16 protein-coding genes and 1 pseudogene are annotated in these 26,543 nt (G+C 66.8%); 6 read left to right on the top strand and 11 right to left on the bottom strand.

Annotated elements, in window-relative coordinates:
• Positions 1-241: 241 nt before the first annotated feature.
• On the top strand, positions 242-2,155 hold the full coding sequence (locus tag ASF32_RS01640; RefSeq protein ID WP_244478195.1) for a methyl-accepting chemotaxis protein: 1,914 nt from the start codon (positions 242-244) through the stop codon (positions 2,153-2,155).
• A 121-nt stretch (positions 2,156-2,276) separates the two neighbouring features.
• Here ASF32_RS01640 and ASF32_RS01635 read toward each other — a convergent pair whose 3' ends face one another.
• Positions 2,277-6,032 (bottom strand): AAA family ATPase, encoded by a 3,756-nt coding sequence (locus tag ASF32_RS01635; protein ID WP_056422663.1) that lies wholly within the window; start codon positions 6,030-6,032, stop codon positions 2,277-2,279.
• Between the two features lie 2,938 nt (positions 6,033-8,970).
• Between ASF32_RS01635 and ASF32_RS26100 the strand changes: the two are divergent.
• The 3 genes and pseudogenes from ASF32_RS26100 to ASF32_RS01615 all read left to right on the top strand — a co-directional run.
• Positions 8,971-9,265: pseudogene (locus tag ASF32_RS26100) on the top strand (calcium-binding protein); the annotation flags it as partial.
• 1,571 nt (positions 9,266-10,836) lie between these two features.
• Complete coding sequence (locus tag ASF32_RS01620) at positions 10,837-14,367, top strand: PAS domain S-box protein (protein WP_056422655.1); 3,531 nt, start codon at positions 10,837-10,839, stop codon at positions 14,365-14,367.
• Positions 14,368-14,593: 226 nt separating this feature from the next.
• Positions 14,594-15,382 (top strand): calcium-binding protein, encoded by a 789-nt coding sequence (locus tag ASF32_RS01615; RefSeq protein WP_280136527.1) that lies wholly within the window; start codon positions 14,594-14,596, stop codon positions 15,380-15,382.
• A 72-nt stretch (positions 15,383-15,454) separates the two neighbouring features.
• On the opposite strand, the gene ASF32_RS01610 is transcribed toward ASF32_RS01615, so the two are convergent.
• The 3 genes from ASF32_RS01610 to ASF32_RS25020 form a co-directional block, all read right to left on the bottom strand.
• Positions 15,455-16,435 (bottom strand): catalase family peroxidase, encoded by a 981-nt coding sequence (locus ASF32_RS01610; RefSeq protein WP_056422651.1) that lies wholly within the window; start codon positions 16,433-16,435, stop codon positions 15,455-15,457.
• A gap of 121 nt (positions 16,436-16,556) precedes the next feature.
• On the bottom strand, positions 16,557-17,783 hold the full coding sequence (locus ASF32_RS01605) for an exonuclease SbcCD subunit D (protein ID WP_056422648.1): 1,227 nt from the start codon (positions 17,781-17,783) through the stop codon (positions 16,557-16,559).
• A gap of 109 nt (positions 17,784-17,892) precedes the next feature.
• The gene (locus ASF32_RS25020) at positions 17,893-18,285 is read right to left on the bottom strand and encodes a hypothetical protein (RefSeq protein WP_156467632.1); all 393 of its coding nucleotides are present in this window, start codon (positions 18,283-18,285) and stop codon (positions 17,893-17,895) included.
• A 297-nt stretch (positions 18,286-18,582) separates the two neighbouring features.
• Here ASF32_RS25020 and ASF32_RS01595 point away from each other — a divergent pair, with 297 nt between their 5' ends.
• Entirely contained in the window at positions 18,583-19,518 is a 936-nt protein-coding gene (locus ASF32_RS01595) for a L,D-transpeptidase (protein WP_056422644.1), read from the top strand.
• Between the two features lie 201 nt (positions 19,519-19,719).
• Positions 19,720-20,256: a DNA starvation/stationary phase protection protein gene (locus ASF32_RS01590; RefSeq protein ID WP_056422641.1), complete on the top strand. Its 537-nt coding sequence runs from the start codon at positions 19,720-19,722 to the stop codon at positions 20,254-20,256.
• 101 nt (positions 20,257-20,357) lie between these two features.
• On the opposite strand, the gene ASF32_RS01585 is transcribed toward ASF32_RS01590, so the two are convergent.
• The 7 genes from ASF32_RS01585 to ASF32_RS01555 all read right to left on the bottom strand — a co-directional run bounded on the left by ASF32_RS01585 (position 20,358) and on the right by ASF32_RS01555 (position 26,453).
• On the bottom strand, positions 20,358-20,555 hold the full coding sequence (locus tag ASF32_RS01585) for a hypothetical protein (protein WP_056422637.1): 198 nt from the start codon (positions 20,553-20,555) through the stop codon (positions 20,358-20,360).
• Positions 20,556-20,912: 357 nt separating this feature from the next.
• Positions 20,913-21,275 (bottom strand): DUF6481 family protein, encoded by a 363-nt coding sequence (locus ASF32_RS01580; protein WP_280136526.1) that lies wholly within the window; start codon positions 21,273-21,275, stop codon positions 20,913-20,915.
• 176 nt (positions 21,276-21,451) lie between these two features.
• Positions 21,452-21,661 carry a cold-shock protein gene (locus ASF32_RS01575; RefSeq protein ID WP_056423281.1) on the bottom strand — a complete coding sequence of 70 codons (210 nt, stop codon included), beginning with the start codon at positions 21,659-21,661 and terminating at the stop codon, positions 21,452-21,454.
• Positions 21,662-21,937: 276 nt separating this feature from the next.
• Positions 21,938-23,221: a cation:proton antiporter gene (locus tag ASF32_RS01570; protein WP_056422631.1), complete on the bottom strand. Its 1,284-nt coding sequence runs from the start codon at positions 23,219-23,221 to the stop codon at positions 21,938-21,940.
• 123 nt (positions 23,222-23,344) lie between these two features.
• Positions 23,345-24,565, bottom strand: coding sequence for a Gfo/Idh/MocA family oxidoreductase (locus tag ASF32_RS01565; protein WP_056422628.1), 1,221 nt, complete (start codon positions 24,563-24,565; stop codon positions 23,345-23,347).
• Positions 24,566-24,766: 201 nt separating this feature from the next.
• On the bottom strand, positions 24,767-25,942 hold the full coding sequence (locus ASF32_RS01560) for an ABC transporter permease (RefSeq protein ID WP_056422625.1): 1,176 nt from the start codon (positions 25,940-25,942) through the stop codon (positions 24,767-24,769).
• Between the two features lie 25 nt (positions 25,943-25,967).
• Positions 25,968-26,453 (bottom strand): DUF4112 domain-containing protein, encoded by a 486-nt coding sequence (locus ASF32_RS01555; protein ID WP_056422622.1) that lies wholly within the window; start codon positions 26,451-26,453, stop codon positions 25,968-25,970.
• Between the last annotated feature and the right edge of the window lie 90 nt (positions 26,454-26,543).

Raw genomic sequence — 26,543 nt, 5'->3', positions numbered from 1 at the left:
AAACAAGCCGATGACTATAGCCGAATATTAGCCGCCACATAAAGTAAGAATTAATTAATACTTAAGCTTCGTGGGCGATATCGCGCTTGCACATGCAAATGGAGGGCGCAGTCTTCCATGGGTAAGACGGCAACGAATAGGCTATATAATGCGACTTAACAGGGCCGTGAAAGCAGCGATCTCTCGCAATACTCTCTTCGGAGGATTTTCCGGCGTCGCCTCCAAAGCGACGGCGTCGATCGTGATCTCCCTGTTCCTGGTCCTGATCTGCCTGTCGCTATACTTGTTTACGAGCCAGTCTCAGGAAGTCGAGAGGGCGGTCAGGCTGAGCGCGACCAATCTCGGAAACGCCGCGTCCCGGAACGTCAGCAATTGGCTGATCGGCAAATCCGACTTGGCGGAAATGGCCACCCAGCAGATCGTCAAGGGAATGGACGACCGTCAGATCGACAAGGTTCTGGGATCGCCGGCCATGACCAAGTCGTTCATTCTCAGTTCCTTCGGGGACGTCCGGGGGAATTACACGAAGATCCCGAAGGGCCCCATCAGGCCAGGATACGATGCACGCGAGCGTCCTTGGTTCAAGGCTGCGGTCGAAGCCGGGGGCGTCGCCATGACGGACCCCTATATTGCCGCCAGCACCCAGGAAATGACCATCACGATTTCAGCGCCGGTCTATGACGAGACGAAGGAGCTGTTCGGCGTGATCGGCAACGACTTCAGTGTCGATGTCCTTTCGAAGATGATCAACGAGGTCGATATCGGTGGTTTCGGCTACGCCTACCTGGTCTCGAAGACCGGTAAGATCCTCGTCCATTCAAAGGCCGAACTCCTCGGAAAGCCGCTTTCCGACTTGGTCTCCGGACCCCTTCCGCCGATCGGACCGGCTTTCACGGAGGTGACGGAGGAGGGCCGTTCTACGCTCATGACCTTCGTTCGCGTGCCCAACCTGCCGCCCGCGATGGAATGGTACGTCGCCTTGTCGATCGATCAGGCCAAGGCGTTCGCCCCCGTCCAGCGCCTCAAGTTCGTGATGATCGTCGCAACGCTCTCGGCCCTGGTCATCATGGCCCTCGTCGTCAGCCAGCTCCTGTCACGCACGGTCGCCCGTCCGCTGGGAAGTCTCGTGAAGGTTCTGGAGCACATGTCCGCCGGTCACATCGACACCGAGATCAAGGCCGCCGCCCGGAACGACGAGATCGGCGCGGTCGGGAGAGCGGTGGAGGGCATCAAGACGATGGTCGCCCAGAAAGCCGCCGACGTGGCCGACCGTGATCGGATCGCCAAGGAAGCCGCTCTTCGGGAGCGCCAGAGCACGATGATGGCGATGGCCGACGATTTCGAGAGGTCCTTCAGCAGTGTCATCGGGCTCGTCGCCTCGTCGGCCACGGAGCTTCAGGCCACGGCCCAGACGATGACATCGGCCGCCAGGCAGACGGCCGGTCGGTCGACCACCGTGGCGGCGGCGGCCGAGGAGGCGGCGACCAACGTCAACACCGTCGCGGCCGCGGCCGAGGAACTGGGATCGTCCGTGCAGGAGATCGGCCGTCAGGTCGATGGCTCCGCCAATCTCGCGCAATCCGCCGTGTCCGAGGCCAGCGAGACCCGCCGTCTCGTGGAGGAACTGAGCGGCAGCGTCGCGCGCATCGACGCGGTGGTCGAGATGATCTCGACGATCGCGAGTCAGACGAACCTGCTCGCCCTCAACGCCACCATCGAAGCGGCGCGGGCCGGGGAAGCGGGACGCGGATTTGCCGTCGTCGCTGCCGAGGTCAAGGAACTCGCCAACCAGACGGCCCAGGCCACCAAGGAGATCTCCGGTCAGATCGCGCGTGTCCAGGGCTCCACCGAGCAGACGGTCCATGCGATCGGCGAGATCGCAGGCCGCCTCCAGGAGATCAATGGTGTCGCGACCGCCATCGCTTCCGCGGTGGAAGAGCAGGGGGCGGCGACCCAGGAGATCGTGCGGAACGTGGCCGAAGCGGCGGCCGGAACGAAGGAGGTGACCTACAACATCTCCGGCGTGGCAGGCGCCGCCGAGGAAACGGAAGCCGCCGCCGCCCAGGTGCTCGTCTCGGCGTCCGAACTCTCGCGTCACTCCGAGTATCTCTCGAGCGAGGTCGGCCGCTTCCTGGCGACCGTGCGGGCCGCCTGATCCCGAGGGCAACACGTCGTCGGGTTTGGACGGACGAAAATGGAAGGGGTGGGACGCCACTGGGCGGCGTCCCACCCCTCATGCCGTTGGAGGAGCCGGACGGCGCAGGCCAGACCCGGCCTCACCCCGCCCCAGCTTCCACGACACTCACCACGCTGCGGCCGTTGCCGCGTTTCTCCACCCGGACCTGCACGGCGATGCGCTCGATCATCGCCGCCACATGGGTGATGACGCCGACCTTGCGGCCACGGCCCTGGAGCGTCTCCAGGGCGTCCACGGCGAGGTCGAGGGTCTCGGCGTCGAGGGAGCCGAAGCCTTCATCGATGAAGAGCGTGTCGACGAAGGAATCGCGGCCCTCCAGACCGGACAAGGCAAGGGCGAGGGCGAGGGAGACGAGGAAGCGCTCGCCGCCCGAGAGGCTGCGGGTGGCGCGCACCTCCTCGCCCATGTCGCGGTCGACCACGTGGAGGGAGAGGTTGGCCGGGTCGCCGCGCACCAGCCGGTAGCGCGGGCTCAAGGCCAGCAGGTGCTCGTTGGCGAGCCGGACCAGATGCTCCAGCGTCACCCCTTGGGCGAAGAGGCGGAACTTGATGCCGCTGGCCGAGCCCACGGCGTCGTTCACCGCCTCCCAGACAGAGAAGTCGGCGCGTGCCTCGGCGATCGCCGCCTCCAGCCCCGCCGCGCGCAGGCGCGCCGCGTCGTCCCGTTCGAGATCGGCCGTGATGGCGCCGAGCCCCTGTTGATGGGCGGTGATCGTCTCGCCGAGGCCGGACGCCGCCGCTTGCGTGGCAGGCCCGTCGATCTCGGGCGCGTCGAGCAGGTTTGCGAGGTCGGCCCGCCGCGTGGCGAGGGCGGTCTCCGCTTCGCGGGCTTCCGCCATGCGCGCATCCACGGCGAGGCGCAGGGAGGAGCGGATCTCCGGCGCGAGGGCGAGGGCCTCCCGCACGGACTCGACGCTGCGCGGGGCGCAGGCGGCGAGAAAAGCGGCATCGGCCTCCTCGCGCTGGTGCCGGGCCGCGTCGCGGGAAGAGGTCCCGTGCTCGGCCGCCGTCACCGCCGAGGCGAGGGCGGCGAGGGCGGCGGCGCGGGCTTCCTCCGCCCGTTTCAACGCATCGCGGGCGAGCTTGCGCGCGTCGTTGATCCGGGTCCGATGCAGGCCGGTCTCTTCGCCGCCGAGGAGGGGCGCGCGTTCGGCCCGCAGCTCGGCGAGCTTTTCGGAACGGGCCAGCGCCTGGCGTCCGGCCGTGTCCGCGGCGGCACGGGTGAAGCCCAGGGCCTCGACCGCGCCGGCACGACGCGACGCGAGGGCCTGGACCTCCCGCTCGAGCTCTTCGCGCTGCCGGTCGAGGGCGCGGTGCGCGGCGGCGATCTCGGCCACGCGCCTGGCCGCGCCGGCCCCGTCCCGGTCGAGATCGGCCAGCGACAGGCCGGCGCAAGCCAGATAGGGCGCGATCTCGCGGGCGAGGGAATCGAGCCGCTCCGTATGGCCCGAAACGCGGACCGTCCCGCCGTTGGCCGTGAGTTCGGCGAGGCGCAGGGCCTCGCGCTCGGCGACGCAGGCCAATTCCGCCGCCTCGATCTCCCGGCCCCCGGCCTCGATCCGCGTCGCGACGGCGTCGATCTCGCCGCGCAATGTCCCGGCCCGCTCCAGCGCGGCCCGCAGCGGCTCGCGTGCGACCTTGAGGGCGTCGATCAGGCCCGTGAGCATGGATACCGCCTCGGCATCGAGCCTCGCCGGGACATGTCCGCCGACCGCCGCATCGCCATGGGTGGCGAGGAGGTGCGGGTGGAGAAGCGCATAGGCGGCGGTGGCGCGGTCCAGCGTCTCGATGGCGGCTGCCCCTGCCTGCTCGGTATTGCTCAACCTCGCACCGGCGGCGGCGCGTGCCGACGCTGCCTCCGCCTGGGATTGTCCGGCGGCGGCGATGGCCGCATCCTGCTCGGCACGTTGGGCCTTCAGCGCCGCCGCGACCCGCCCGAGCCCATCCTGATCCTGGTCCCGGGCATGCGGGTGATCGGTGGCGCCGCAGACCGGGCAGGGCTGATCCTCGATCAGCACGCTGCGCAGATGGGCGGCCTGCTGCGAGACGGCCTCCTCGGCCAGCTCCGCCAGGGGGGCGACGGCCTTTCGCAGCTCGACCGCGCGGGCCTGCCGGGCGGCGGCCTCCTCCCCGGCGAGCCGCGCGGCCTCCAAGGCCGACCTCGCGGAGTCCGCCTCTGTCCTGGCACGTTCAAGGGCGAGGGACGCCTCCGCGTGGCTGCGCGCGAGGGGCAGGGCCTCGCGCAGCTGCTCGGCGAGCCGGTCGATCGTGCCCGAGCGCGCCCGTGCCGAGGCTTCGCCGACCTGTTCGAGATCGGTGCTCAGCGCTGCCCGGCGCTCGGCCGCTTGCGTCCGCGCCGCCTTCGCCTGTGTGATCGCCCGGTCCCCCGTGGCGATCGATGCCGAGAGGCGGGAGGCCTCGTCCGTGGCCTTGCGGAGATCGGCCTTGGCCTGGGCCAGTTCTGCGCCGAGGCTCGCGCGCTTGGCGAAGAGCTGCTCGGCCTCGTTCGTCCGTTGGGCGAGAAAAGCCCCGCCCGTATCGGCCGCGAACCGGGCGGCGACGTCGCTGCGCGCGGACGCTGCCGCCGCGTGACTGGCATCCAGATGGGCCAGCGCCGTCTGTGCCTCCAGAGCCTTCGCCTTGGCGGCGTCGGCCGCCTCGGCGGCAAGGGCGGATTCGGTGGCGGCCTCGCCGATCCGGGTGTCGAGTTCGGCCGCCCGGGTCCAGACCGGCCCGAGCGCCTTGAACCCGGCTTCCGACGCCTCGTCCGCCTTGGCGGCCTCGTCATGAGCCACCCGCGCGGCTTCGGCCCGCGCTTCGGCCTCGCCGCGTGTCGTCAGGGCCAGTGCCAGGGCGGCTTCGGCGGCGGCGAGATCCCGCTCTGCCCTGGCCGCATTTCTCGCCGGCTCACGAAGGGGCTCGACCGCGTCGAGTTCGGCCAGCCGCAGGCTGTCGGGCCGATGGATGTCCAGGGCCTCGCGCGCCAGGGCGAGGCGGGCTTCGGCCGCCGCCACCTGACCCCGTGTGTCGGCGATGCGCCGTGCATGGGCCAGCGCCGCGTTCAGCTCCGCCAGACGGCCGGACAACTCCGCCACCTCGGCGAAGAGCCGCGCCCGCTCGGCGTGTTTCTCCGCCCGCGCCGCCTCGTCGAGGAGGCCGACGGCGTCGCGATGAGCCTCCAGCTCCTTCACCTTGGCGCGCTCCGCCTCGGTGCCGGCATGAACCCGTTTCGAGATCTCGGAATAGATCGCCGTGCCGGTGATCTTCTCCAAGAGTTCCGCGCGCTCGCCCTCGGCAGCGAGGAGGAAGGCGTCGAACTCGCCCTGGGCCAGCAGGACGGTGCGGCGGAACTGGTCGAAGGTGAGGTCGGTGAGGTCGCAGATCGCCGCGTCGACGAGGCCGGCCTTGCTGTCGCCGACGGAGCCCCCATCCGCCAGCCGGGTGAGGGAGCGCGTCTTGTTCTGGAGACGGCCATTGGCCTTGCCGCGCGCCCGGTAGACCGACCACCGCGCGCAGTAGCTCTGCCCGTCCCGGCCGATGAAATCGACCTCGGCGAAGCCCTCCGTCGCCCCCCGCCGCAGGATCGCCCGCTCGTCGCCGATGGTGATGGGATCGCCGCCGGGATCGGGCGCGCGCTCGCGGCCGCTCGTGGCGACACGCGGATAGCGCCCGTAGAGCGCGAGGCAGAGGGCGTCGAGGATGGTCGACTTGCCCGCCCCCGTCTCGCCGGTGATGGCGAAGATCCCGGTGGCGCCGATGGGGCCGCCGGACAGGTCGACGGAGAAGGGAGCCGCCAGGCTCGCGAGATTTTCGCCGCGTATCGCCAGGATGCGCAAGGGTCGTGGCCTCGTCTCAAGAAGTCAGGGGGATGCGGGGAAGGGTGTCATAGCCCAGGATGACGAGCGGACGAGGGTGATGCAGACGCCGCGCAACGATGTCCACACGCGGCGGGATAGCGGCAGGGTTTCGAACTCGGGTGAGCGGGATGTGGCATGACACTGAACAAGCCACGTCGTCATTCCGGGGCCGCATCGCTGAGCCCGGAATCCAGAGCCGCTCCGTGGGCTCGATAGGGCACGCCCGGCGGATCTGGCTCGCACGCCTCTGGCGCGGCCCTCCGGGGCCGGGCTCGCCTTCGGCGCTCCGGAATGACGGCGCGGGTGCCACAATCGGTGTGAACGGTCCCGCAGACCGGATGGCATCGACCCGCATTCGGATCCTTTGGGATGGCGGACGCGCAAAGTCGCTCATCTTGACTGCGCCCCCTCGGAGAACGCCGGAAGGAAACGAGCGGTCTCTTCGGAGGAGAAGACGAGATCGAAGAGTGCGGCGTCTGCCTCGTGCCGCGCTTGGAAGATTTTCGGCGCCTGTCATGAGGCCACATCTCACGACCTTATCGCCGACGACCCATCCGCAATCCACCCAAGCCAGCCGTAGAACGGACAGACAGGTCCCGCCCCAACACCACCGTGAGAAGCAGTTTTTGTCGGGCTCGAAAGCCGACATAGGAACATGGCTCCACCAATCCTAAGGGAGGCTGGAGTGTGACATCGCGCCACAAACGATGCGATGAGACGCTACGCCAAGACTTCCGAGCGCAACAGTAGAATCCCTTCATATGCGTCTGTCGCGCATCGTGCTAATGCCTCTCGAAATATTTAATTAAGAGGGGGAAAATACAATGGCTAATTCGGTAAGCAAAGGGCTGAAGTTCGAATATTTCGACGCGGCCTTGAACGTTGCAAATCTAGCCGTCAACTTGGTCTCGCTGATTCCTGGTGTCGAACTCCCTAAAGAATTGACCCAGCTCTTCGGTGGTGCAGACACGGATCCGACCGTGGAACGCCTGGATGAAATGAGCGAGCAGCTCGATCAGATCGTCGAGCTGAACAAAAAGGTACTTGCGGCAGTCGATGAAGTTAGGAACGATATCGATCGAAATATTCTATCAAATATCAAGTCCGACGTAAGCGATGCTAAAACTTACGTCCATCAGTACCTAACAACAAGCGATCCTGAACTGGCAAACAGCTACCTGTTTGAGGCGGAAAGACTCTCGACATCTGCGGTCACACGGGCAAAGAACTATCTTTTGGATAGCAATGCCGATGCCGCTATTGCCGTTCCGGCGCTGCTATCCGCAATTACCACTCGAATTGCCGTCATTCGCGAGATCGGCGATGGGGCAACGTCCAGCGCACAATATAAAGAGACATTGCAGACGGCAATTGAATCGCTGTCCACGGGTATCGAAAAGTTCGAAGAGTCCGCTCAGAACAATATGCCGGCGAAGCTCGATGTGTATGAGAGGCAATCCGGTGGTTTCACGCAAGTATGGATCAGGGTTTCCTACGAGCCGGCGTCCGGATCGATTTTTCAGGCCGAAATATTCGCAGGGGACAAGGGGACTGCATCGGTACAGCAGATGCTCGATGCGACAACCCTCATTTACGCCAATGGATCTCAATCCCTAAGAGAAGTGACTAATTATAGTGCCATCAAGGATCTATACATAAGGCGCGCACCTGTAGAGCAAACAACAAAACCGAATTTTTTGACTGATTTCAATAAATTAGAAGAAGATACCTTCAACAATTATTTCAGAGAAGCAAGAGGCATTGAAAAGCTCGAAAAAGCTGCCGCTGCCCTGCTGAGCTTGACGCAAGGTCAGCATATCAAGGGTACGAACAACGACGACACCAATCTTCGGGCTGATTCGAGCCTCGATGTGATCACCACCAAATGGGGTGAGAAGTTGCTCGCCCCTCACACGCTTGAGGGCCTGAAAGGCAACGACACCCTCTTCGGCGGCCAAGGCGGCGACACGCTCCGGGGCGGCGGCGGCGGGATCGTCTACAGCGCAGAGGGCGACGGCAACGATACCCTTCACGGCAACGGCGGCGACGACATCCTGATCGGCGGCACGGGCAACGACCGGCTCGACGGCGGCGTCGGCGACGACCGTATGGACGGCGGCGACGGCGTCGACATCGCGAGCTACAAATCGGCGAAGGCCGGCGTGATCGTGTCCCTCGATGAGCAGGACTGGCAGGCGGTCGTCCCAGAAAAGACGATCGTGTTTCAACCAGACCCTTTCCCCTCCGAGGGGGGAGTCATCATCACCCCCCCTCCCATCATAACAACGATCCCGGCGGAAAAGGACCGCCTCCTGAACATCGAGAACCTCGAAGGCAGCGAGTTCAGCGATCGGCTCACGGGTGACGAAGGGAAAAACGTCATCCTCGGTTTGGCCGGCAACGACATCGTCAACGGCGGTAGGGGCGCGGACCGGATGGCGGGCGGCGTCGGCAACGACACCTACGTGGTCGACAATGCCGGGGATGTCGTCGTCGAGGCGGCCAATGCCGGCACAGACACTGTCCGCTCGTCCGTCAGCGTCACGTTAGCGGCCAATGTCGAGAACCTGACACTCACCGGCACCGCCGCCATCAACGGCACCGGTAACGCGCTGGCCAACACGATCCTGGGCAATGGCGGCGCCAACATCCTCGACGGCAAGGCTGGAGCCGACACGCTTCAGGGGCTCGGCGGCAACGATATCTACTATGTCGACACTGCCGACGACCGCGTGTTCGAGGCGGCGGGTGGCGGCACCGACCGGGTGTTGACGAGCATCAGCTACGTGCTCGGAGCCGGTCAGGAGATCGAGCGGCTCGGCACGACGAGTGAGGCCGGCACCACCGCGATCAAGCTCAGCGGCAACGAACTTGCCAACACCCTGGNGGCACGACGAGTGAGGCCGGCACCACCGCGATCAAGCTCAGCGGCAACGAACTTGCCAACACCCTGGTGGGCAATGCGGGTGCCAACACCCTCGACGGCGGCGCTGGCGCTGACCTGCTCTATGGCCGCGCCGGCAACGACACCTACCTCGTCGACACTGCCGACGACCGCGTGTTCGAGGTGGCGGGTGGGGGTACCGACCGGGTGTTGACGAGCATCAGCTACACGCTCGGAGCCGGTCAGGAGATCGAGCGGCTCGGCACGACGAGTGAGGCCGGCACCACCGCGATCAAGCTCAGCGGCAACGAACTTGCCAACACCCTGGNCGCTCGGAGCCGGTCAGGAGATCGAGCGGCTCGGCACGACGAGTGAGGCCGGCACCACCGCGATCAAGCTCAGCGGCAACGAACTTGCCAACACCCTGGTGGGCAATGCGGGTGCCAACACCCTCGACGGTGGCGCTGGCGCTGACCTGCTCTATGGCCGCGCCGGCAACGACACCTACCTCGTCGACACTGCGGGCGACCGCGTGTTCGAGGTGGCGGATGGCGGCACCGACCGGGTGTTGACGAGCATCAGCTACACGCTCGGAGCCGGTCAGGAGATCGAGCGGCTCGGCACGACGAGTGCGGCCGGCACCACCGCGATCAAGCTCAGTGGCAACGAACTTGCCAACACCCTGGTGGGCAATGCGGGTGCCAACACCCTCAACGGTGGCGCTGGCGCTGATCTACTCTATGGCCGCGCCGGCAACGACACCTTCGTGTTCTCGACGGCCTTAGGTTCGAGCAACATCGACCGCCTCACCGATTTCGCGGCGGATGACACGATCCAGTTGGCGCGGGACGGGTTCACCGCCCTCTCGGCGGGCGATCTCGCGTCGAGCGCCTTCAAGGATCTCGGCAATACCGGCGCCGTGGTCGATTTCAACGACCGCATCCTCTACAACCACGACACCGGTGCGCTCTCCTACGACGCCGATGGTAGCGGCACGGCCAAGACGGCGATCCAGTTCGCCGTCATCGACACCAAGGTCATGCTGACCCACGCCGACTTCCTGGTGGCGTAAGCCCGTGACACGCCCTGGCCGGACACTTTGCGTTCGGCCAGGGCTTCTTGATACTCAGGGCTTCTTGATACTCAGGGCTTCTTGATACTCAGGGCTTCTTGATACTCAGGGCTCTGGGCCACCTACGCAAGATATCGCCGTGGGTGGTCTGCCAGCACGTCGCACGCCCCTCATAGGAACGGGTCGCCGCCGGGCGGGATGGGTTCTCCGCTCTCGAGCCCTCACAAGCATTTGGCCGTCTTGTCACGGCACCTCACCTCAGGCGTGGTGTAGCAAGCGGCGCGAGCCCTAGCGGACCGGCGGACAGGGGACGGTGCAGAACGTCTGGACGTAGCTGGGCGAGACGTGAGGACCTCATCGGGGTCGGCTCCTCAGATCGGTGCCGGCGTCTCCCGCTCATTGATCGAAGCTTTCAAGTGGGAGTCCGACGAAGCCTTGGATGATGCCCGCCAAGGGCGTTCCTCGCCCAAAAGCAGACCGGCAAAAATCCACCCTTCCCGGACGTTGAGCGATGGGGGCCAAGCGTCGAACTTCCACCGCCAGGAATCGGAACGGGAGCCTGGGGGCGATCTTTCAGGGCGACCTTTCAAACGGAGATACTGACCGGCAGGCGCCGCGACTTTGACATCGGACACCGGCTCGTGTCATCGGGCCGCGATGACGATGCGAGACCTTCCCCCCGGTGAAGGCCCCCTTGGCACGGGCCCTCGCGGGGAACGGCGGGTCGACCTTGGCCGTTGGCAGAGGCATCGCTTCTGTGCGGGCGCGCGATCCGATCCCGCATCGGGCCATCCTGCATCGAGCATGGCGACGAAGGAAGGGTGGCAGTGAGTGTCCTCGTGAACGGCGGCGAGTGCGGCGCGCTGATCGAGGCCGCGGATTGGTCTGCGACGCCCCTCGGACCCTTCGTGTCCTGGCCTGTTTCCCTCCGCACGCTGACGGCGATGATGGTCGCCTCGCGCCAGCCCATGTTCATCACCTGGGGGCCGTCGCGGATCGTCCTCTACAACGACGCCTATGCGCTGCTGCTCGGCCACAAGCACCCGGACGCGATGGGGCGTCCCATCGCGGAGGTCTGGTCGGAGATCTGGAGCGACCTCGCGCCCATCGTCGCCGATGCCTATGCGGGACTCTCCATCCAGATGGACGACGTCTCCTTCGTCATGGAACGCAACGGATTCCCGGAGGAGACGCATTTCGCCTTCTCCTACACGCCGGTGCGGGAAGAGGACGGCTCCGTCGCGGGTTTCTTCTGCGCCTGCACCGAGACGACCGGCCGGGTCGGCGCCGAGACCCGGCTGCGCGAGAGCGAGGCCGAGGTGCGGGGCGTCCTCGACGGGATGGGCGAGGGCTTCCTCCTGCTCGACCGCGATTTCCGTGTCCGCCGCATCAACGCCGAGGGCCTGCGCCTCGATGGGCGCCCCTCCGAGGCGATCCTCGGCCGTCACCTCCTCGACGTGTGGCCGGATGCCGAGCGGATGCCGACCTGGCCGCTCTACCGCCGCGCCATGGCGGAGCGGGCCTCGGCCGAACTCACCTACCGCCATACCTCGACGCAGCAGGACATCTGGATCGAGGTGCGGGTCTACCCGTCGGGAAGCGGCCTCTCGGTCTTCTACCGCGACATCAGCGAGCGCAGAGCGTCCGAAGAGGCCCTGCGCGAACGTGAGGAGCGCCTGCGCCTCGTGATGGAGGGCGCGCGCGACCACGTCGTCTTCACCATGAACCCGCAGGGCGTCATCACGAGCTGGTCGGCGGGCGCCGTCGAGGTTCTCGGCTGGAGCGTCGCCGATGCGCTCGGCCGTCACGGTTCGATGATCTTCACGCAGGAGGACCGGGCGAAGGGGATCGATGCCGGGGAGATCTCCAGGGCCGTCGAGACCGGCCGCGCCGATGCCGAGCGCTGGCACCAGCGTTCGGACGGGACGCGCGTGTTCCTCGCCGGCTCCCTCCACCGGCTGCCGCCGGACCTGCAGGGCCGCTCGCCCGGCTTCCTTCGGATCGCCCGGGACGAGACCCAGCGCAGGGCGCAGGCCGAAGCGCTGACGGAGAGCGAGGCGCGGTTCCGCAACATGGCGGACCACGCTCCCGTGATGATGTGGGTCACGATTCCCGACGGGTCCTGCATCTACCTCAACCGGCGCTGGTACGAGTTCACCGGGCAGACCGAGGCGGAGGCCCTCGGCCTCGGCTGGACCAAGGCGACGCATCCCGACGACGAGGGGCTGGCGGCGGACACCTTCCTGTCCGCCAATGCTTCGCACGAGCCCTTCCGGGTCGAGTATCGCCTGCGCCGGGCCGACGGCACCTATCGCTGGGCCATCGATGCGGCGACCCCGCGCTTCGGCACGGAGGGCGAATTCCTCGGCTATGTCGGCTCGGTCATCGACATCGACGAGCGCCGGGAGGCGGAGGAGCGCCTGCGCCAGAGCGAAGGGCGTTTCCAGGCCATCGCCGATTCCATCGACCATATGGTGTGGTCGACCCTGCCGGACGGGCACCACGATTACTTCAATCAACGCTGGTACGACTATACCGGCGTCCCGGCGGGTTCCACCGACGGCGCGGGCTGGAACGGCCTCTTCCACCCCGACGACCAGGACAAGGCCTGGACGGTGTGGCGCCATAGCCTGGAGACGGGCGAGCCCTACCATATCGAGTATCGCCTGCGGCACCGGTCGGGCCAGTACCGCTGGGTGCTGGGGCGGGCGCAGCCCGTGCGCGACACAGGCGGCCGGATCGTGCGCTGGTTCGGTACCTGCACCGAGATCCAGGACATCGTCGAGGCGCGCGACGTGCTGGCCCGCTCGCGGGCGGAGCTCGAACGCGAGATCGCCGAGCGCATCCAGGAACGCGTGCGGATCTGGACGCTGATCCCCGACCTGCTGATGTCGGGCACCCTGGGCGGCCAGTTCCTCAGCGTGAACCCGGCCTGGAGCAAGATGCTCGGCTACGACGAGGCGACCCTGCTGGCGATGCCGTTCTGGCAGATCATCCACCCGGATTTCCTCGATGTCAGCGCCGGTGTCGTCGAGGCGATGCGCCAGGGCCGCACCATGCGGCACCAGAACCAGATCCGCACGGCGGCCGGCGAGTATCGCTGGTTCGATTGGGTCAGCGCGCCGGTGGGCGACGTCTTCTACGCGGTGGCGCGCGACATCACCGAGGAGAAGGCCCGCGAGGCCGCTCTCGCCCAGACCCAGGACGCCCTGCGTCAATCGCAGAAGATGGAGGCGGTGGGCCAGCTCACCGGCGGCATCGCCCACGACTTCAACAACCTGCTCACCGGCATTTCGGGCAGCCTCGAATTGCTGCAGACCCGGATGGCGCAGGGGCGGCTGACCGAACTCGACCGCTACATCAACGCGGCGCAGGGCGCCTCGCGCCGGGCGGCGGCCCTGACCCACCGGCTGCTCGCCTTCTCGCGTCGCCAGACGCTGGACCCGAAGCCCACCAACGTGAACGCCCTGGTCTCGGGAATGGAGGAACTGATCCGCCGCACGGTCGGGCCGGCGGTGACGATCGAGGTGGTCGGCGCAGCGGGCCTGTGGCCGGCTTTGGTGGACCCCAACCAGCTCGAGAACGCGCTGCTGAACCTCTGCATCAACGCGCGCGACGCCATGCCTGATGGCGGCCGCCTCACCATCGAGACCGCCAACAAGTGGCTCGACGGGCATGCCGCCCGCGAACGCAACCTCGAACCCGGCCAGTATCTCTCCCTCTGCGTCAGCGACAACGGCACCGGCATGACGCCGGAGGTGATCGCCCGCGCCTTCGATCCGTTCTTCACCACCAAGCCGCTGGGCGAGGGCACCGGCCTCGGCCTGTCGATGATCTACGGCTTCGTGCGGCAATCGGGCGGCGAGGTGCGGATCTATTCCGAACTCGGCGAGGGCACGACCATGTGCCTCTACCTGCCGCGCCATTACGGCGAAGCCTCCGAGGTGGACGAGGCCGGCGCCTTCGCCGCCGCGCCGCGCGCGCAACGGGGCGAGACCGTGCTCATCGTCGACGACGAGCCCACCGTGCGCATGCTCGTGACCGAGGTGCTCGAAGAGCTCGGCTACACCGCCATCGAGGCGGCAGACGGGGCCTCCGGCCTCAAGGTGCTGCAATCCAACGTGCGCATCGACCTCCTCGTCACCGATGTCGGCCTGCCCGGCGGCATGAACGGCCGCCAGATGGCCGACGCCGCTCGGGTGGCGCGGCCCGACCTCAAGATCCTGTTCATCACCGGCTATGCCGAGAACGCCGTGGTCGGCAACGGGCATCTCGAGCCCGGCATGCAGGTGCTCACCAAGCCCTTCGTGATGGAAGCGCTGGCCGGCCGGATCAAGGACATGATCGCCTCCGGGTAGGGCTGAATCCGGCACCCGAACCCTCGTCTCCCTTCGGGGCGGCCCGGCGGGGGCGGCGTTCTTCACCCGCCCGCGGGAGACCAGCTTCTCGCTCGGGAGCGGTTTATCCAGAGGAATCCGGACCGAGCTATAACTGTATTATAAATTATGCAAATCATATCAATCTATAAAATTTTCAGATTGAATCTGTTCTTCGGATATTGAGATAGCAGAACTTCATTATACGTTGGATTGCGACTTCGATCCTAATGATTCTACGTCTGGGTATCAGCAATCCGTCAATACGGAAGCCAGGACGCTCGATTTCGGCCCTGGCGCGCTGATTGATGGATATGAAGAGTTTGGGAACATCCTCGGCAGTGCGTCCGACGATGTCCTTTACGGAACCGGCGGCGCCAATACACTGAGCGGCAATGGTGGTTCCGACGAATTGTACGGTCGGGATGGCAACGATCGCCTCGTCATCAGCAGTTCGACCGTGATGGTGGATGGTGGCGAGGGGACGGACCTGCTCTTCGTAAACAAAGGCAGTGCCGTCGCCCTGACCGACGCTTCGTTCACCGGCTTGGCCAGCATAGAGAGGGTCTATGTCCGCGATGGGGCGGCCCTCAGCATGACGGGCGTCGATATCGGTGCGAAGATCTATTCGCAGAGCTTGGCCGTTGGCGGCTCCACGATCACCGGCACGGACGGCGCCGACCGCATCGTGGCTGGAAAGGGCAGCGACTACATCACCGGCGGCAAGGGCGGCGATTCCCTCTTCGGCGGCGCGGGTGCCGACACCTTCGAGTTCGTCTCGGGCGATGGCCGCGATGTCATCCGCAAGTTCGATGTGACCGAGGATGTGCTTCACATCGGTGTCATCACGGGCAGCATGGATGACGTGAAGATCGGATCGTTCCACGGCGAGGCCAACACGATCATCACCTTCACGGGTGACACCGGAGCCTCGAACAAGATCATCCTGCTCGGCGTCACGGCCGATTCCGTGACGGAAGGCAGCTTCATCTTCTGACGTCCGCGCCGTCCTCCGGCCTGCCCGGTCGCGTGATCCCCTCGCGATCGGGCAGGCGGGTCGAGCGTCTCTCTATTGGGCGCGGCGCGACAGCGACACGGCATAGGCCGGCGAGCGGATCGCGAACATCGGGTCGTCGGCCGGGCCGGCGATGCCGGCGGGGAGGTCCACCACCGGATCGAACGTGGCCGCGTCGCAAGTGGCGGCGGGCTCAAGAGCCGTGATGGCGAGGGTGCCGAGCTTCGTGCTCTTGCGGCTGTCTTCGGGCCACAGGGCGGTCGGGTCGGCGGTGGGGTCGCCGGCCTCGCCGTGGATCGCCACCAGGGAGAAGGTGGCCGGCCCCTTGGCGAGGCGGTCTTTCAACTCATCGGCATAGAAGCTGTCGGGCTTGGCCTTGAGGTCGTCTTCGCTCAGGCCGAGCTGTCCCGCATCCGCGACGGTCTTCAGCTTCACCACCTGCGCCTCGCCCTTGGCGTTCGTCAGCGTATAGGCATGGACGCCCCAGTAATCGACGCCGGCATAGCTCGCCGGGACCGGGCGGGCGTTGAGCCAGGCCGCCTGTTTCGTGGTCTCCGGATTGGCGGCGGCGAAGGCCTTGACCTTCTCGGCATCGGGTTTGCCGTCGGGCCCGGGCGCGCGGACGGAGACGAAATCGAACAGCTGCTGGGGCGTGCGCGCCGAGAAGACCGGCGCGGAAATGATGACGAGGACAAGGTCGCCCGCCGGGTCGCGCAGGCGCATGGCGAAGCCCCGCGTCACCGGTTTGGCCTTGTCCGAGATGCCCGGGTTGCTGCCGCCCATGGAGAATCGCGCGGTCACCGGCACGGGCTTGGCGAAATGCGGTGCCTTCGACAGCCCCGCCGCCTCGGCCGAGGGCGTGAACTGCCCAGTGAGGCAAACGCCCTTGGCGCCGCTGGCCCGCACGCCAGGCTTGTTGCCGCCGGCCACGAACTGGCCGTTGACGATGGCGGCGGCATCCGCCTCCTCGGCCTGGACCGGAGAGGCGAGGGCGAGCGCCATGGCGCAGCCGGTGGCGACGATCGTAGATTTCATGGCGCTGTTTCCCCCGTCGCCCGGCTCGCATCGGCATGGGCCGGCAAAACTCGATGGCGCACAATCGAATTATAATATGTACAGGGTAACGGCGGCGTGACAAGCGCCAGCGTGGCGGATTTCAGGCCTCGGCCTCGGCCCGGACCCGGTGGAACACCTCCAGATGCGCCGGCTCCGGCGGGGTGCCCCGAACGCGCGCGAAGGCGAGGCGGAAGAGGTCTTCCGGGTCGCGCTCGGACAGGCGCACGAGCGGCGCCGCGTCGACGGCCTCCGCGACCGGATCGGCCGCCGCCGTCACGCGGGTATCGACGATGCGGACGGGGAAGCCTTCGGCGATCCGGTCCACCTCCGCGCGGTGGCCCGGCCCCAGCCCCTCGCGGGCCAGCCGGACCTGGATATAGGGCCGCTCCTCCATCGGCAGGGCCGGGTCGAGGCCCAGCGCCTTGAGATGGTCGCCGAGTTCGGAGAGCCGCATGTCGCCGCGCGGCGGCAGGCGCAGGAACGGAACCGGGCGCGGGATCGGGATGTGTTCCACCCGCGCCGGTCCGTCGCCGAGGGTCACGAGGCTCACCCCATGCGCGTAGGGCTGCTCGGTGGCCGAGAGCGGGATCAGCGAGCCGGAATACCGCACCATTCCGCCGCCGATGGTCTGGGCCTTGTGGAGATGGCCCAGCGCCACGTAATCGGCCTCCACCGGGAACACGTCGGGCGGCACGGCATGTTCGCCGCCGACCAGGATGCGGCGCTCGGCCCCCTCCGATTCGGTTCCCCCGGCCACGTGCAGATGCCCGGTGAGGAGAAGCGGCAGGCCGGAGAGATGCGGCGTCGCCGCCTCCATCACCTGGGCGTAGAGGGCTCGCACGGCCCTGACGATGGGCGACCCTTCCTCCCGGCGTAGGGGCGGCAGGCAGGCGGCGGTGGGATAGGACACGGCCAGGATCTGGGCCGCCACATCGCCGTTCCTGAGGATCGGTACCAGATGACGCTCGATGGACAGGGCGCCGTCGCGGCGGCGGACATTGCCGATGACCCGAACCCCGATGGCCTCGAGGATCGGGCTCGGCGCTTCGAGGCGCCCGGCCGCATCGTGATTGCCGGCGGTGAGGACGATGGTCATGGAAGGGCGCGCCCGGTGCAGGCGCACCAGCACCTCGTAGAGCAGCGCCTGCGCCTCGCCCGACGGGTTCTGACTGTCGTAGACGTCGCCCGCCACCACGAGGGCGTCGACCTCGTGGCCGACGACGATGGCTTCGAGATGGGCCAGCGCCCTCGCATGCTCGTGGGTGCGCGAATAGCCGCGCAGTGACTGCCCGATATGCCAGTCGCCCGTATGCAGCACGCGGATCACGTCATCGCCTCCAACTCGCCCGGACATCGTCTGTGCGGCGAGGAGGCTTGTAGCGCGCCGCCGCCACCGGTCCTACCCGGCGGCCCGCAACCGCTTGTCGGATAGACGCTTAACGGCAGACCGTCACGTTCTTGACCACCCAGCCTTCGCCCGCCTGCCACAGCTTGCGGCGGCTGCGACCGCAGCGGAGTTCGTCCGGCTCGGCCGAGGTCCAGGTGACGCCGGGTGCCTCCGTCGAGGTGGTCTCGGCGGCCTCCTTGGCGAGGGAACCGGTGGCGACGGGCGCAGGCTTCGTCTTCACCGTGTTGGCCTTCACCGTCCGCGACCTTTTGGCGATCTTCGTCCGGGAGGCTCCGGTCTTGGCGGAGTCGACGGCCTTGAGCGCTGTCGACGATTGGGCGGGCTTCGGACCCGCGAAAGCGGGGTTCTCCCCCGCGAGTGTCAGCCCGAAGGCGAGCGTCAGGACCGACGCGCCGAGGCGTGCGAAAGAAGAGATCGGCACAGGATTCGTCCGTCTTCCAAAGATGTGATGGTGTTGAAATGCAGCGCCTTATGTCGATGCGGACGGATATTTTTGCAATCGCAAGGATCGATGAAATCGGACATCTCCCGCATATTCTCGCGGCATGATGAAAGGTCGGTGGATTCTCCTTTCCCGGACCGTGCCGCCGGTCCGACCGGACCGCAATGCTGATGAGCGACGGCCCGGCGTGACGGCGGCCCCTGGTCTTGCTAAGTCACCGCCCAATCTTGGCTTTAGTCCTCGCGCCCTGGCGAGCGGCCCATCTTTGAGTACCTCATGTCCGAACGCCCCCTCATCGAGCGTCCCACTCTTCCCTTCAGCCGGCGGACCCTGCTGAGCGGCGCCGGCGCGACCCTGGTCCTGGCCGGTTCACCGCTCGCCGCTCTGGCCCAGGTCCGTGGCCGCCTCGCCATCGAATCCGACGACGGATACGGCCCCTATGACGACGACCGTCTCTACCGGGACGAGGCCGGACGGCTCTATCGCCGCCGTGGCGGTCGCTACGAGCCCTATCGCGAGCGCGCCACCGCACCGCGTTTCGAGGACGACCCCGATTCGGATCCCTATGCCGATCCGAACGCCCGCCGCCGTGCCGAGCAGCCGCCGGCGAACCAGGGCAACCCCGTCTCGCGTCCGGTGGACAATGGGCCGATCGACTACGCCCGGGCCTATGCGGCGATCACCGACGAGCCTTTCCCGGTCCATGCCTTCAACTGGCGCAAAGCGAACCCGAACTTCCTTCGCCAGGAGATCGCCTATACGGGCGCGGAGCCTCCGGGCACCATCGTGGTCGATCCGCGCGCGCACCACCTCACCCTGGTCCAGCCCAACGGGCGGGCGCGCCGCTACGGCGTCGGCGTCGGCAAGCAGGGCTTCTCCTGGTCCGGCGTCTCGACGGTGAATTCCAAGCAGATGTGGCCGGATTGGTATCCGCCCAAGGAGATGATCGCGCGGACGCCCAAGCTCGCCCGGTCGGTGACCCAGCTCCAGAGCGGCCTCGGCGTGCCCGGCGGCTCCCGCAATCCCCTCGGCGCACGGGCGCATTACCTCTGGCAGGACAACAAGGACACGCTCTACCGCATCCACGGCACCCTGGAGCCCGAATCCATCGGTCTCAGCGTCTCGTCCGGCTGCATCCGCATGATCAACCAGGACGTGATCGACCTCTACGGCCGCGTTGAGATCGGCACGCGGGTCGTCGTGCTGACCTGAGGTCGCTTGGCCCCGGCGGGCATGGCCCGCCGGATTCCACCGCGGCGCCGGCATTCGGGGCCGTGTGAGTGTCACGACAGCGCGAGCGTCACCGTGCCGGGCTCGGGAATCGGAACTTCCCTCGCCTCTCTGGCTTCTTCCCGTCACAGGGTGTGCGCTGAGCGCCGCCCACGATCGGAATTCAACCGGAGTTATGACGTCATGGCAAAGAGTTTGAGCGGGCGCACGCGCGTCGATGGGGATCGCCTGAACACCCCGACCGATCTCGCCCCCGAGGCGACGAAGAAGATCGCCGAGGGCCTGACCGTGCTGCTGTCGGACCTCTTCGCCTTGTACGTGAAGACGAAGAACTTCCACTGGCACGTGAGCGGCCCTAACTTTCGCGACTATCACCTGATGCTCGACGAGCAGTCGCAGCAGATCTTCGCCATCATCGACGATGTCGGCGAGCGCGCCCGCAAGATCGGCGGCACGACCCTGCGGTCGCTGGGTCAGGCCTCGCGGCTGTCCCGCGTCGAGGACAACGACGCCGAGTATGTCAGCCCGCTCGAAATGCTGGCCGAGCTGCGCGACGACAACAAGACTCTCACCGCCAACATGCGTGAGCTCCACGAGGTGACGGACGAGGCCAAGGACGTCTCCACCACCAGCCTGCTGGAAGAGTGGATCAACCAGTCCGAAGAGCGGACATGGTTCCTCTACGAGGCGACCCGCAATGCCACCGAGGGCGGCCACTAAGCCCTAATTTCTCCGTATCGAGACATGAAAAAGGCCCCGCATCGAAGGATGCGGGGCCTTTTTCCGATTGTCTCCAGCAGGTGGCCGGAGCGGCGACAGCCTCACAAGGCGAGGGTGATCTCGCCTTCGCGGACGGCGCGCTCGGCTCCGCCGGCCTTGATCCGGTAGAACGGCTCGCCGGTCTGGTCCTCGGGAACGAGGCGGACGATCTCGAAGACGTCGGTCGGATCGGCCTTGAGGTCGGCATAGCCGATGCGCTCGCGGCGCACGCGCTGCCCGAGCTTGAATTTATGGGCCATGAGATATGCCTTTCTGAGCGGACGCAAACGGTTCTGCGTCCTCGGACGGGTATTCGTGGTCGCGCGTCGCCTTGCCGGAAGGCACAGGACCGAACATCGGCCTGCCTTGCGGAAAAGGACGAGATGGGCGGCAACCCCGTCCGGAGATGCCACCCTGCGCTCGAACCCACACGAAGGACCGAGCCAACCCATTGACCGTCGCTGCCCCGATCATGCCGGAGCGGCCACGACATCGCAGCCGGACAGCGCCATCATCGAACGTCGTGTTCGGTAAAGCCGTCCGGTAGTTCGTTCCGAAACATCGGCTCTCGCAGGGCGGAATCCGCCGCGAGGCCGGAGACTTCGGAGGCGAATGCCTTACTTGCGCGCCTTCGCCTTGCGGGCGGCGTAGCGGGCATCGCGCTGCTGCTTCTGCTCGATGCGAGCGGCGGCGGCGAGGGCGATCTTCTCTTCGGCGACGCGGGCCGCTTCGATGGCCTGGCGCTCACGCTCGGCCTCGGCCTCGGCGACGGCCTGGGCGGCGGCGGCGGCGCGCTCGGCCTCACGGGCGGCGACGCGGATCTCGCGCTCACGGGCAATGGCCTCACGCTCGGCCTTGCGGGCGAGAACCGTCGGATCGTCAGCGGCCGGCCGGTCGCGGAAACGCGCCAGGGCGGCCTGACGGGCTTCTTGCGAAGCCTTGAGGCGGTCGGTCATGGAGTTTTCGTTGAATTGGCTCACACAGAATCCTGGTCTGGGAAGCGGCCGGGAACGACCGCGGGACAGTGGACGAGGCTCCGAACCGAACCGGTCGGGAGATGGATAAAAACGCAGGAAGCCGCTCTCCAATGGAGAGCGGCTCCTTGTCCAATGTCAGGCTCTCGTAGGAGCCTCACATGGCCCATATGCGATATGGTTCAGGCGGCCTGGAGATTGCCGGCGGACTGCTTGCCGCTGCGCTTGTCGGTTTCCATTTCGTAGGAGACCTTCTGGCCTTCGGCGAGACCACGCATTCCTGCGCGCTCGACAGCGGAGATGTGCACGAACACATCGTTTCCGCCGTTATCCGGCTGGATGAAGCCGAAGCCCTTTTGCTCGTTGAACCACTTAACAGTACCGACAGCCATCATAATCCTTCGCCCTTGCGGGCATCATAGTTCGGAGGTCCGCACGAAGATGTACGGCCTTCTCCGTTGTCTCGATTCGCACCCGACTTCCGCTCTGCGAAAGCTCTTTGGCTCACACAGATGAAAATCTGATCACGCTTCGATCTCTGTTATGTACTCTCAATGGCGGGATTTAGCAAATGCCATGAAAAACTTGGGTTTTATTTTCGAGCACGGAGGGAAATTTCCGCCGGCGGCCAGTCAATACGGGCGCTGATTTCGCTCTGCCGAGAGGCCTCATTCGGCCGGGGAGGAGCCCAGCGGCAGGTCCATCTGGGCGCTCTCGGTATCGCGCCCGCTGCGGCGGTCGAGAAAGCCGAGGATCGGCGAGACGCTTATCCCGTGCAGGACGATGGAGAGCAGGATGGTCAATCCCGCCGTGCTCCAGAGCAGGCTCGCCCCCTCGAAGGCCGCATGGCCGGAGGCGTAGGCGAGATAATAGATCGTGCCGAGCCCCCTGATCCCGAAGATGCTGATCACCGCGCGTTCGGCGGCGGGCTGATCGTGCCCGAGGAGGCTGATCCAGCCGCAGAGCGGCCGGACCACGAAGATGACCAGAAGCGCGAAGGCGACGCCGGCCCAGGTGAGGTCGCGCAGGAGTCCGCCGCCGATGGCAAGTCCGAAGCCGACGAGAAGGATCATCATCGTCAGGCGCTCGAACGCTTCGGCCGACCCGTGCAGCGCGTGATGGTAATCGTGGCCGTGGTCGGACCAGCGCATGGCCAGCGCCGCGACGAAGACGCCGATGAAGCCGTAGCCATGCACGGCCTCCACGGCCGCATAGGTCAGGCAGGTGATGCCGAGAGCGACGAAACCGTCGCCCGTCCGCGAGAGCCGTGCCCGGTTCGGCAGGTGGAAGGTCAGCCAGCCGAAGCCCCGTCCGATCGCGGCACCCAGCGCGACGCCGGCCAGGATCTTCCACACCAGCGAGACGCCGACCCATTCGGTCCACCCGGCGGCGCTCAGGCCGTTCGCGGCCACGAGGGCGATGGCGAGGTGAACGAAGGGGAAGGCGAGCCCGTCATTGAGCCCGGCCTCCGAGGTGAGGCCGAACCGCATATCGTCCTCGACGCCCTGTGACGGCGGGCCGACCTGGACCTCGGAGGCGAGGACCGGATCGGTCGGCGCGAGGGCGGCGGCGATCAGGAGGGACGAGGCGAGGCCGAGGGCGAGGAGATGCGAGGCCAGGAACCCGAGGATCAGGATCGTCAGCGGCATGGCGAAGGCGAGGAGGCGCCATGTCACCATCCAGCTTTTCCAGCCGACCCTGCGGTCGAGCTTCAGCCCGGCCCCCATCAGCGAGATGATGACGACGAATTCACTGACCTTCTCGATCAGGCGCAGATGCTGCTGGGGCCGGGGGGAGAAGTCGGCGATTCCGGGGATCAGCGAGAGGCCGGCCCCGATCGCGACGCAGCAGATCGGCAGCGACAGCGGCAGCTGCCGAAGCACCATCGGCAGCCAGGCGGTGAGGAGCACGAGGGCGCCAAAGCCCCCGAGCATGATGACATAGGCGTCCATAACCCGCGATTCGTCCCTGTACGCTCTTCGCCGGAATCACCACGACCCATACGCAAGACCGATTGTTCACCGTCAGCATGTCGTATGGGAGCGACGCCGTTGCGGGCCGCTCCCGATCCATCCTCAGCGCGTGCCCGACCGCATCGTCATGTCGGGGTTGAGATCGACCCATTGGCGCGTCTCCGCCGCCCGGTAGAGCGCCTCGATCAGGCGGACGTCGCGCAGGCCCATCTCGCCCGGCGTCCGCAGCTCTCCGCCCTCGGCGATGATCTGCGAGAGGTGGTCGATCTCGCCGGTGAACTGCACAGCATCGCCTTCGGCCGTCAGGACCTCGTCGGCCCGCTTGGCGTCGCTGACGACGAGCCGGTTGCCCTGGTAGGCGGTACCGGGATCGAGGGTTGCCACGCCCTTCTCGCCCCAGATGTCGATCCGTTTCTTGTCGGAGCTGTAGCCCGACGAGACCGTGGCGCGCCGGCCCGAGGGAAAGACCAGCTGCGCCGTGAACACGTCCTCGACCTGCCCGAAACGCGGATCGCCTTCCGGCGAGTGCATCGTGGCGGAGACCGAGGACGGGCTCTCGCCGAAGAACCATTGCAGGCCGTTGAGGCCGTAGATGCCGATATCGACGAGGGAGCCGCCGCCGGCCACGGCCTTCAGCATGCGCCACTGGTCGCGCGGCCGCGACGGCTCCAAGGGGCGGTGGTGGTCGGAGGAGGCGAAGCGGACGTCGCCGAACTCGCCCTTGTCCATCATTGCCTTGGCGCGCAGGTTATGCGGCTCCCAATGGACCCTGTAGGCGATCATCAGGCGGCGGTCGGCGGCCTTGGCGGCGTCGATCATCCGCTGGCAATCGGCGGAATTGGTGGCCATCGGCTTCTCGCAGAGAACGTGCTTGCCCGCCTCCAGCGCCTTGATGGTCAGGTCGGCATGGGTAGAGTTCGGCGTCACGATGTAGACGGCCGCAATGTCCTTGTTGTCGGCGATCTTTCCCATCGTGCCGTAATCGTAGATCCCCCCGGCCTCGACGCCGTAGCGGGCCGCGACGGCCTTGGCCTTGTCGGGATTGCCCGAGACGAGGGCCACGGTCCTCGAGCGACGGGCCCGTTCCAGAGCGGGCAGAACTTGCGCCTGCGTGAAATCGCCGAGGCCGACAACGGCCCAGCCGAGATGCTTGTCGCGCGGCAGGGGCGGGGGCTGGTCGAGCTTGGGCTCGGGCCGGCCGGTGGGGGTGGTGGGGATCGCCTGCGAGGCGGCGCGCTCGGAAGCCAGCACACCGCCGATTCCGGCGAGGCTGCCGGCCATGAAGAGGCGGCGGGACGGCGTCGTATGCGAGGCGTCGGACATCGTATCTCCGGATCCAGGAGGGTTAAATCTCGCGGCCGGATCGAGGATGCCGCCCCCTGACAACGCATGACGCTCCAATCGGATTCCATCGGAACCTGCGGTGGAGGCGCGCGGGGCGGATTAAAACGCGAGACCCATCTCGGCGGGTCTCGCGCGACAGGCGGTTTTTACTGGGACGTGGTTGTTACTTGAACGCGGTTGTTACTTGAACGTCTTGCGGGGGTCGAAAGCGTCACGCACGGCTTCGCCGGCGAAGATGAGCAGGCTCAGCATCACCGCCACCACGAAGAACCCAGTCAGCCCGAGCCAGGGGGCCTGGATGTTGTCCTTGCCCTGCGCCAGCAACTCACCGAGGGAGGCCGAGCCGGGAGGCAGGCCGAAGCCGAGGAAGTCGAGGGAGGTCAGCGTGCCGATCGAGCCGTTGAGGATGAACGGCATGAAGGTCAGCGTCGCCACCATGGCGTTGGGCAGGAGATGCCGGCTCATGATGCGGATGTTGGAGAGGCCGAGCGCGCGGGCGGCGCGGACATATTCGAAGTTGCGCGCCCGCAGGAACTCGGCCCGCACCACGCCGACCAGGGCCACCCAGGAGAACAGCAGCAGGATGCCCAGCAGCACGAAGAAGCCCGGCGCGATGAAGGCCGAGATGATGATGATGAGGTAGAGGGTCGGGATGCCGCTCCAGACCTCGATGAAGCGTTGCAGGGACAGATCGACCCAGCCGCCGAAATAGCCCTGCACCGCGCCGGCGATGACGCCGATCACCGAGGAGACCAGGGCCAGGATCAGCCCGAACAGCACCGAGATGCGAAAGCCGTAGATCACGCGGGCCAGCACGTCGCGGGTGGTGTTGTCGGTGCCGAGCCAGTGCATCTCCAGGCCCTCGCACCCCTCCCGGCCCGTGGTCGCCGCGCCATTCTGCTTGGCCGCCGCCTGGCATTGCTCGTCCGTGAGCATCCAGGTGGGCGGCGAGGGCGAGGGGGTCGGCAGCCCATCGATGATCGTGTCGTAGGAATAGGGGATCGGCGGCCAGACCGCCCAGCCGTGATCGGCGATCTCTTTCCGCGTCTCCGCCGATCGGTAGTTCGGCCGCGCGTAGAAACCGCCGAACTTCTCGTCCGGGTAGTCGATCAGGACGGGAAACAGGATCTCGCCCTTGTACGAGACCACCAGGGGCCGGTCGTTGGCGATGGACTCGGCGAACAGGCTCAAGCCGAACAGGCCGACGAAGACCACGAAGGACCAGAAGCCGAGCCGGTTGCGCCGGAAATTCGAGAGCCGCCGCCGGTTCAGCGGCGACAGCCCCCGCACCACCGGCGCGAGGGGAGGCGGGGCGGGGACGGGGACGGCTTCCGCGGGGCGGGCGATCTCGTTCATGAGACCGCCCCTATTGGATTGTGCGTCAGCCGTCGAGACGGACGGCCGTTCCCTCGATCTCGTTGGGGCGCAGGCCGCCGGTCTTCTCGAGGTGGCGGCGCAGCAGGCGCACGTTGCGACGATTGGCCTTGAACGCGGCATCGAAGATGTCGCCGGCCAGTGGGACGGCACCGATCACCCCGTCGAAGGCCACGTTCATGGCCATGCGGGCGAGCAGCCATTTCGGCGCGCCGAGGCGGCGTGCCTCGTAGACGATGTAGGAGGCGAGCAGCATGCCCGCCGCATCGCCGATGATCGGAACGAGGCCGACGACGGCGTCCAGCCCAACCCGCCGGTTGATGCCGGGGATCACGAACGCCGAGTCCATGATGTGGGCGAACTGCTCCAGCCGCAGCAGCGCGGCCTCCCGGCTGTCGGGCTCGGCGCGGAAGCGTGTGGCGGTCCCATCGCGCCGGCCGAAGGCGCCGTTGGGCAATTCGCGAGTGGCGAAGACGGCGTCGTTGAAGGCCATGGCGGGGCTCCGGGGGATGCGCGTCGTGGTCATGATGCAGGATGTGGCCCTGCCCGGGGCAAGCTGCAAGCACCGGGCCCACACGGCCGT

The sequence above is a fragment of the Methylobacterium sp. Leaf91 genome (assembly GCF_001422815.1).
GTDB lineage: Bacteria > Pseudomonadota > Alphaproteobacteria > Rhizobiales > Beijerinckiaceae > Methylobacterium.
This window is presented reverse-complemented; position numbering and strand designations above follow the sequence as displayed.

Bases quoted from the DNA above. Each gene is read 5' to 3' on its own strand.
- ASF32_RS01585 (WP_056422637.1), bottom strand. From the start codon at position 20,555: ATGGCCCATAAATTCAAGCTCGGGCAGCGCGTGCGCCGCGAGCGCATC.
- ASF32_RS01570 (WP_056422631.1), bottom strand. From the start codon at position 23,221: ATGGACGCCTATGTCATCATGCTCGGGGGCTTTGGCGCCCTCGTGCTC.
- ASF32_RS01575 (WP_056423281.1), bottom strand. From the start codon at position 21,661: ATGGCTGTCGGTACTGTTAAGTGGTTCAACGAGCAAAAGGGCTTCGGC.
- ASF32_RS01590 (WP_056422641.1), top strand. From the start codon at position 19,720: ATGGCAAAGAGTTTGAGCGGGCGCACGCGCGTCGATGGGGATCGCCTG.
- ASF32_RS01555 (WP_056422622.1), bottom strand. From the start codon at position 26,453: ATGGCCTTCAACGACGCCGTCTTCGCCACTCGCGAATTGCCCAACGGC.
- ASF32_RS01565 (WP_056422628.1), bottom strand. From the start codon at position 24,565: ATGTCCGACGCCTCGCATACGACGCCGTCCCGCCGCCTCTTCATGGCC.
- ASF32_RS01560 (WP_056422625.1), bottom strand. From the start codon at position 25,942: ATGAACGAGATCGCCCGCCCCGCGGAAGCCGTCCCCGTCCCCGCCCCG.
- ASF32_RS01610 (WP_056422651.1), bottom strand. From the start codon at position 16,435: ATGAAATCTACGATCGTCGCCACCGGCTGCGCCATGGCGCTCGCCCTC.
- ASF32_RS01595 (WP_056422644.1), top strand. From the start codon at position 18,583: ATGTCCGAACGCCCCCTCATCGAGCGTCCCACTCTTCCCTTCAGCCGG.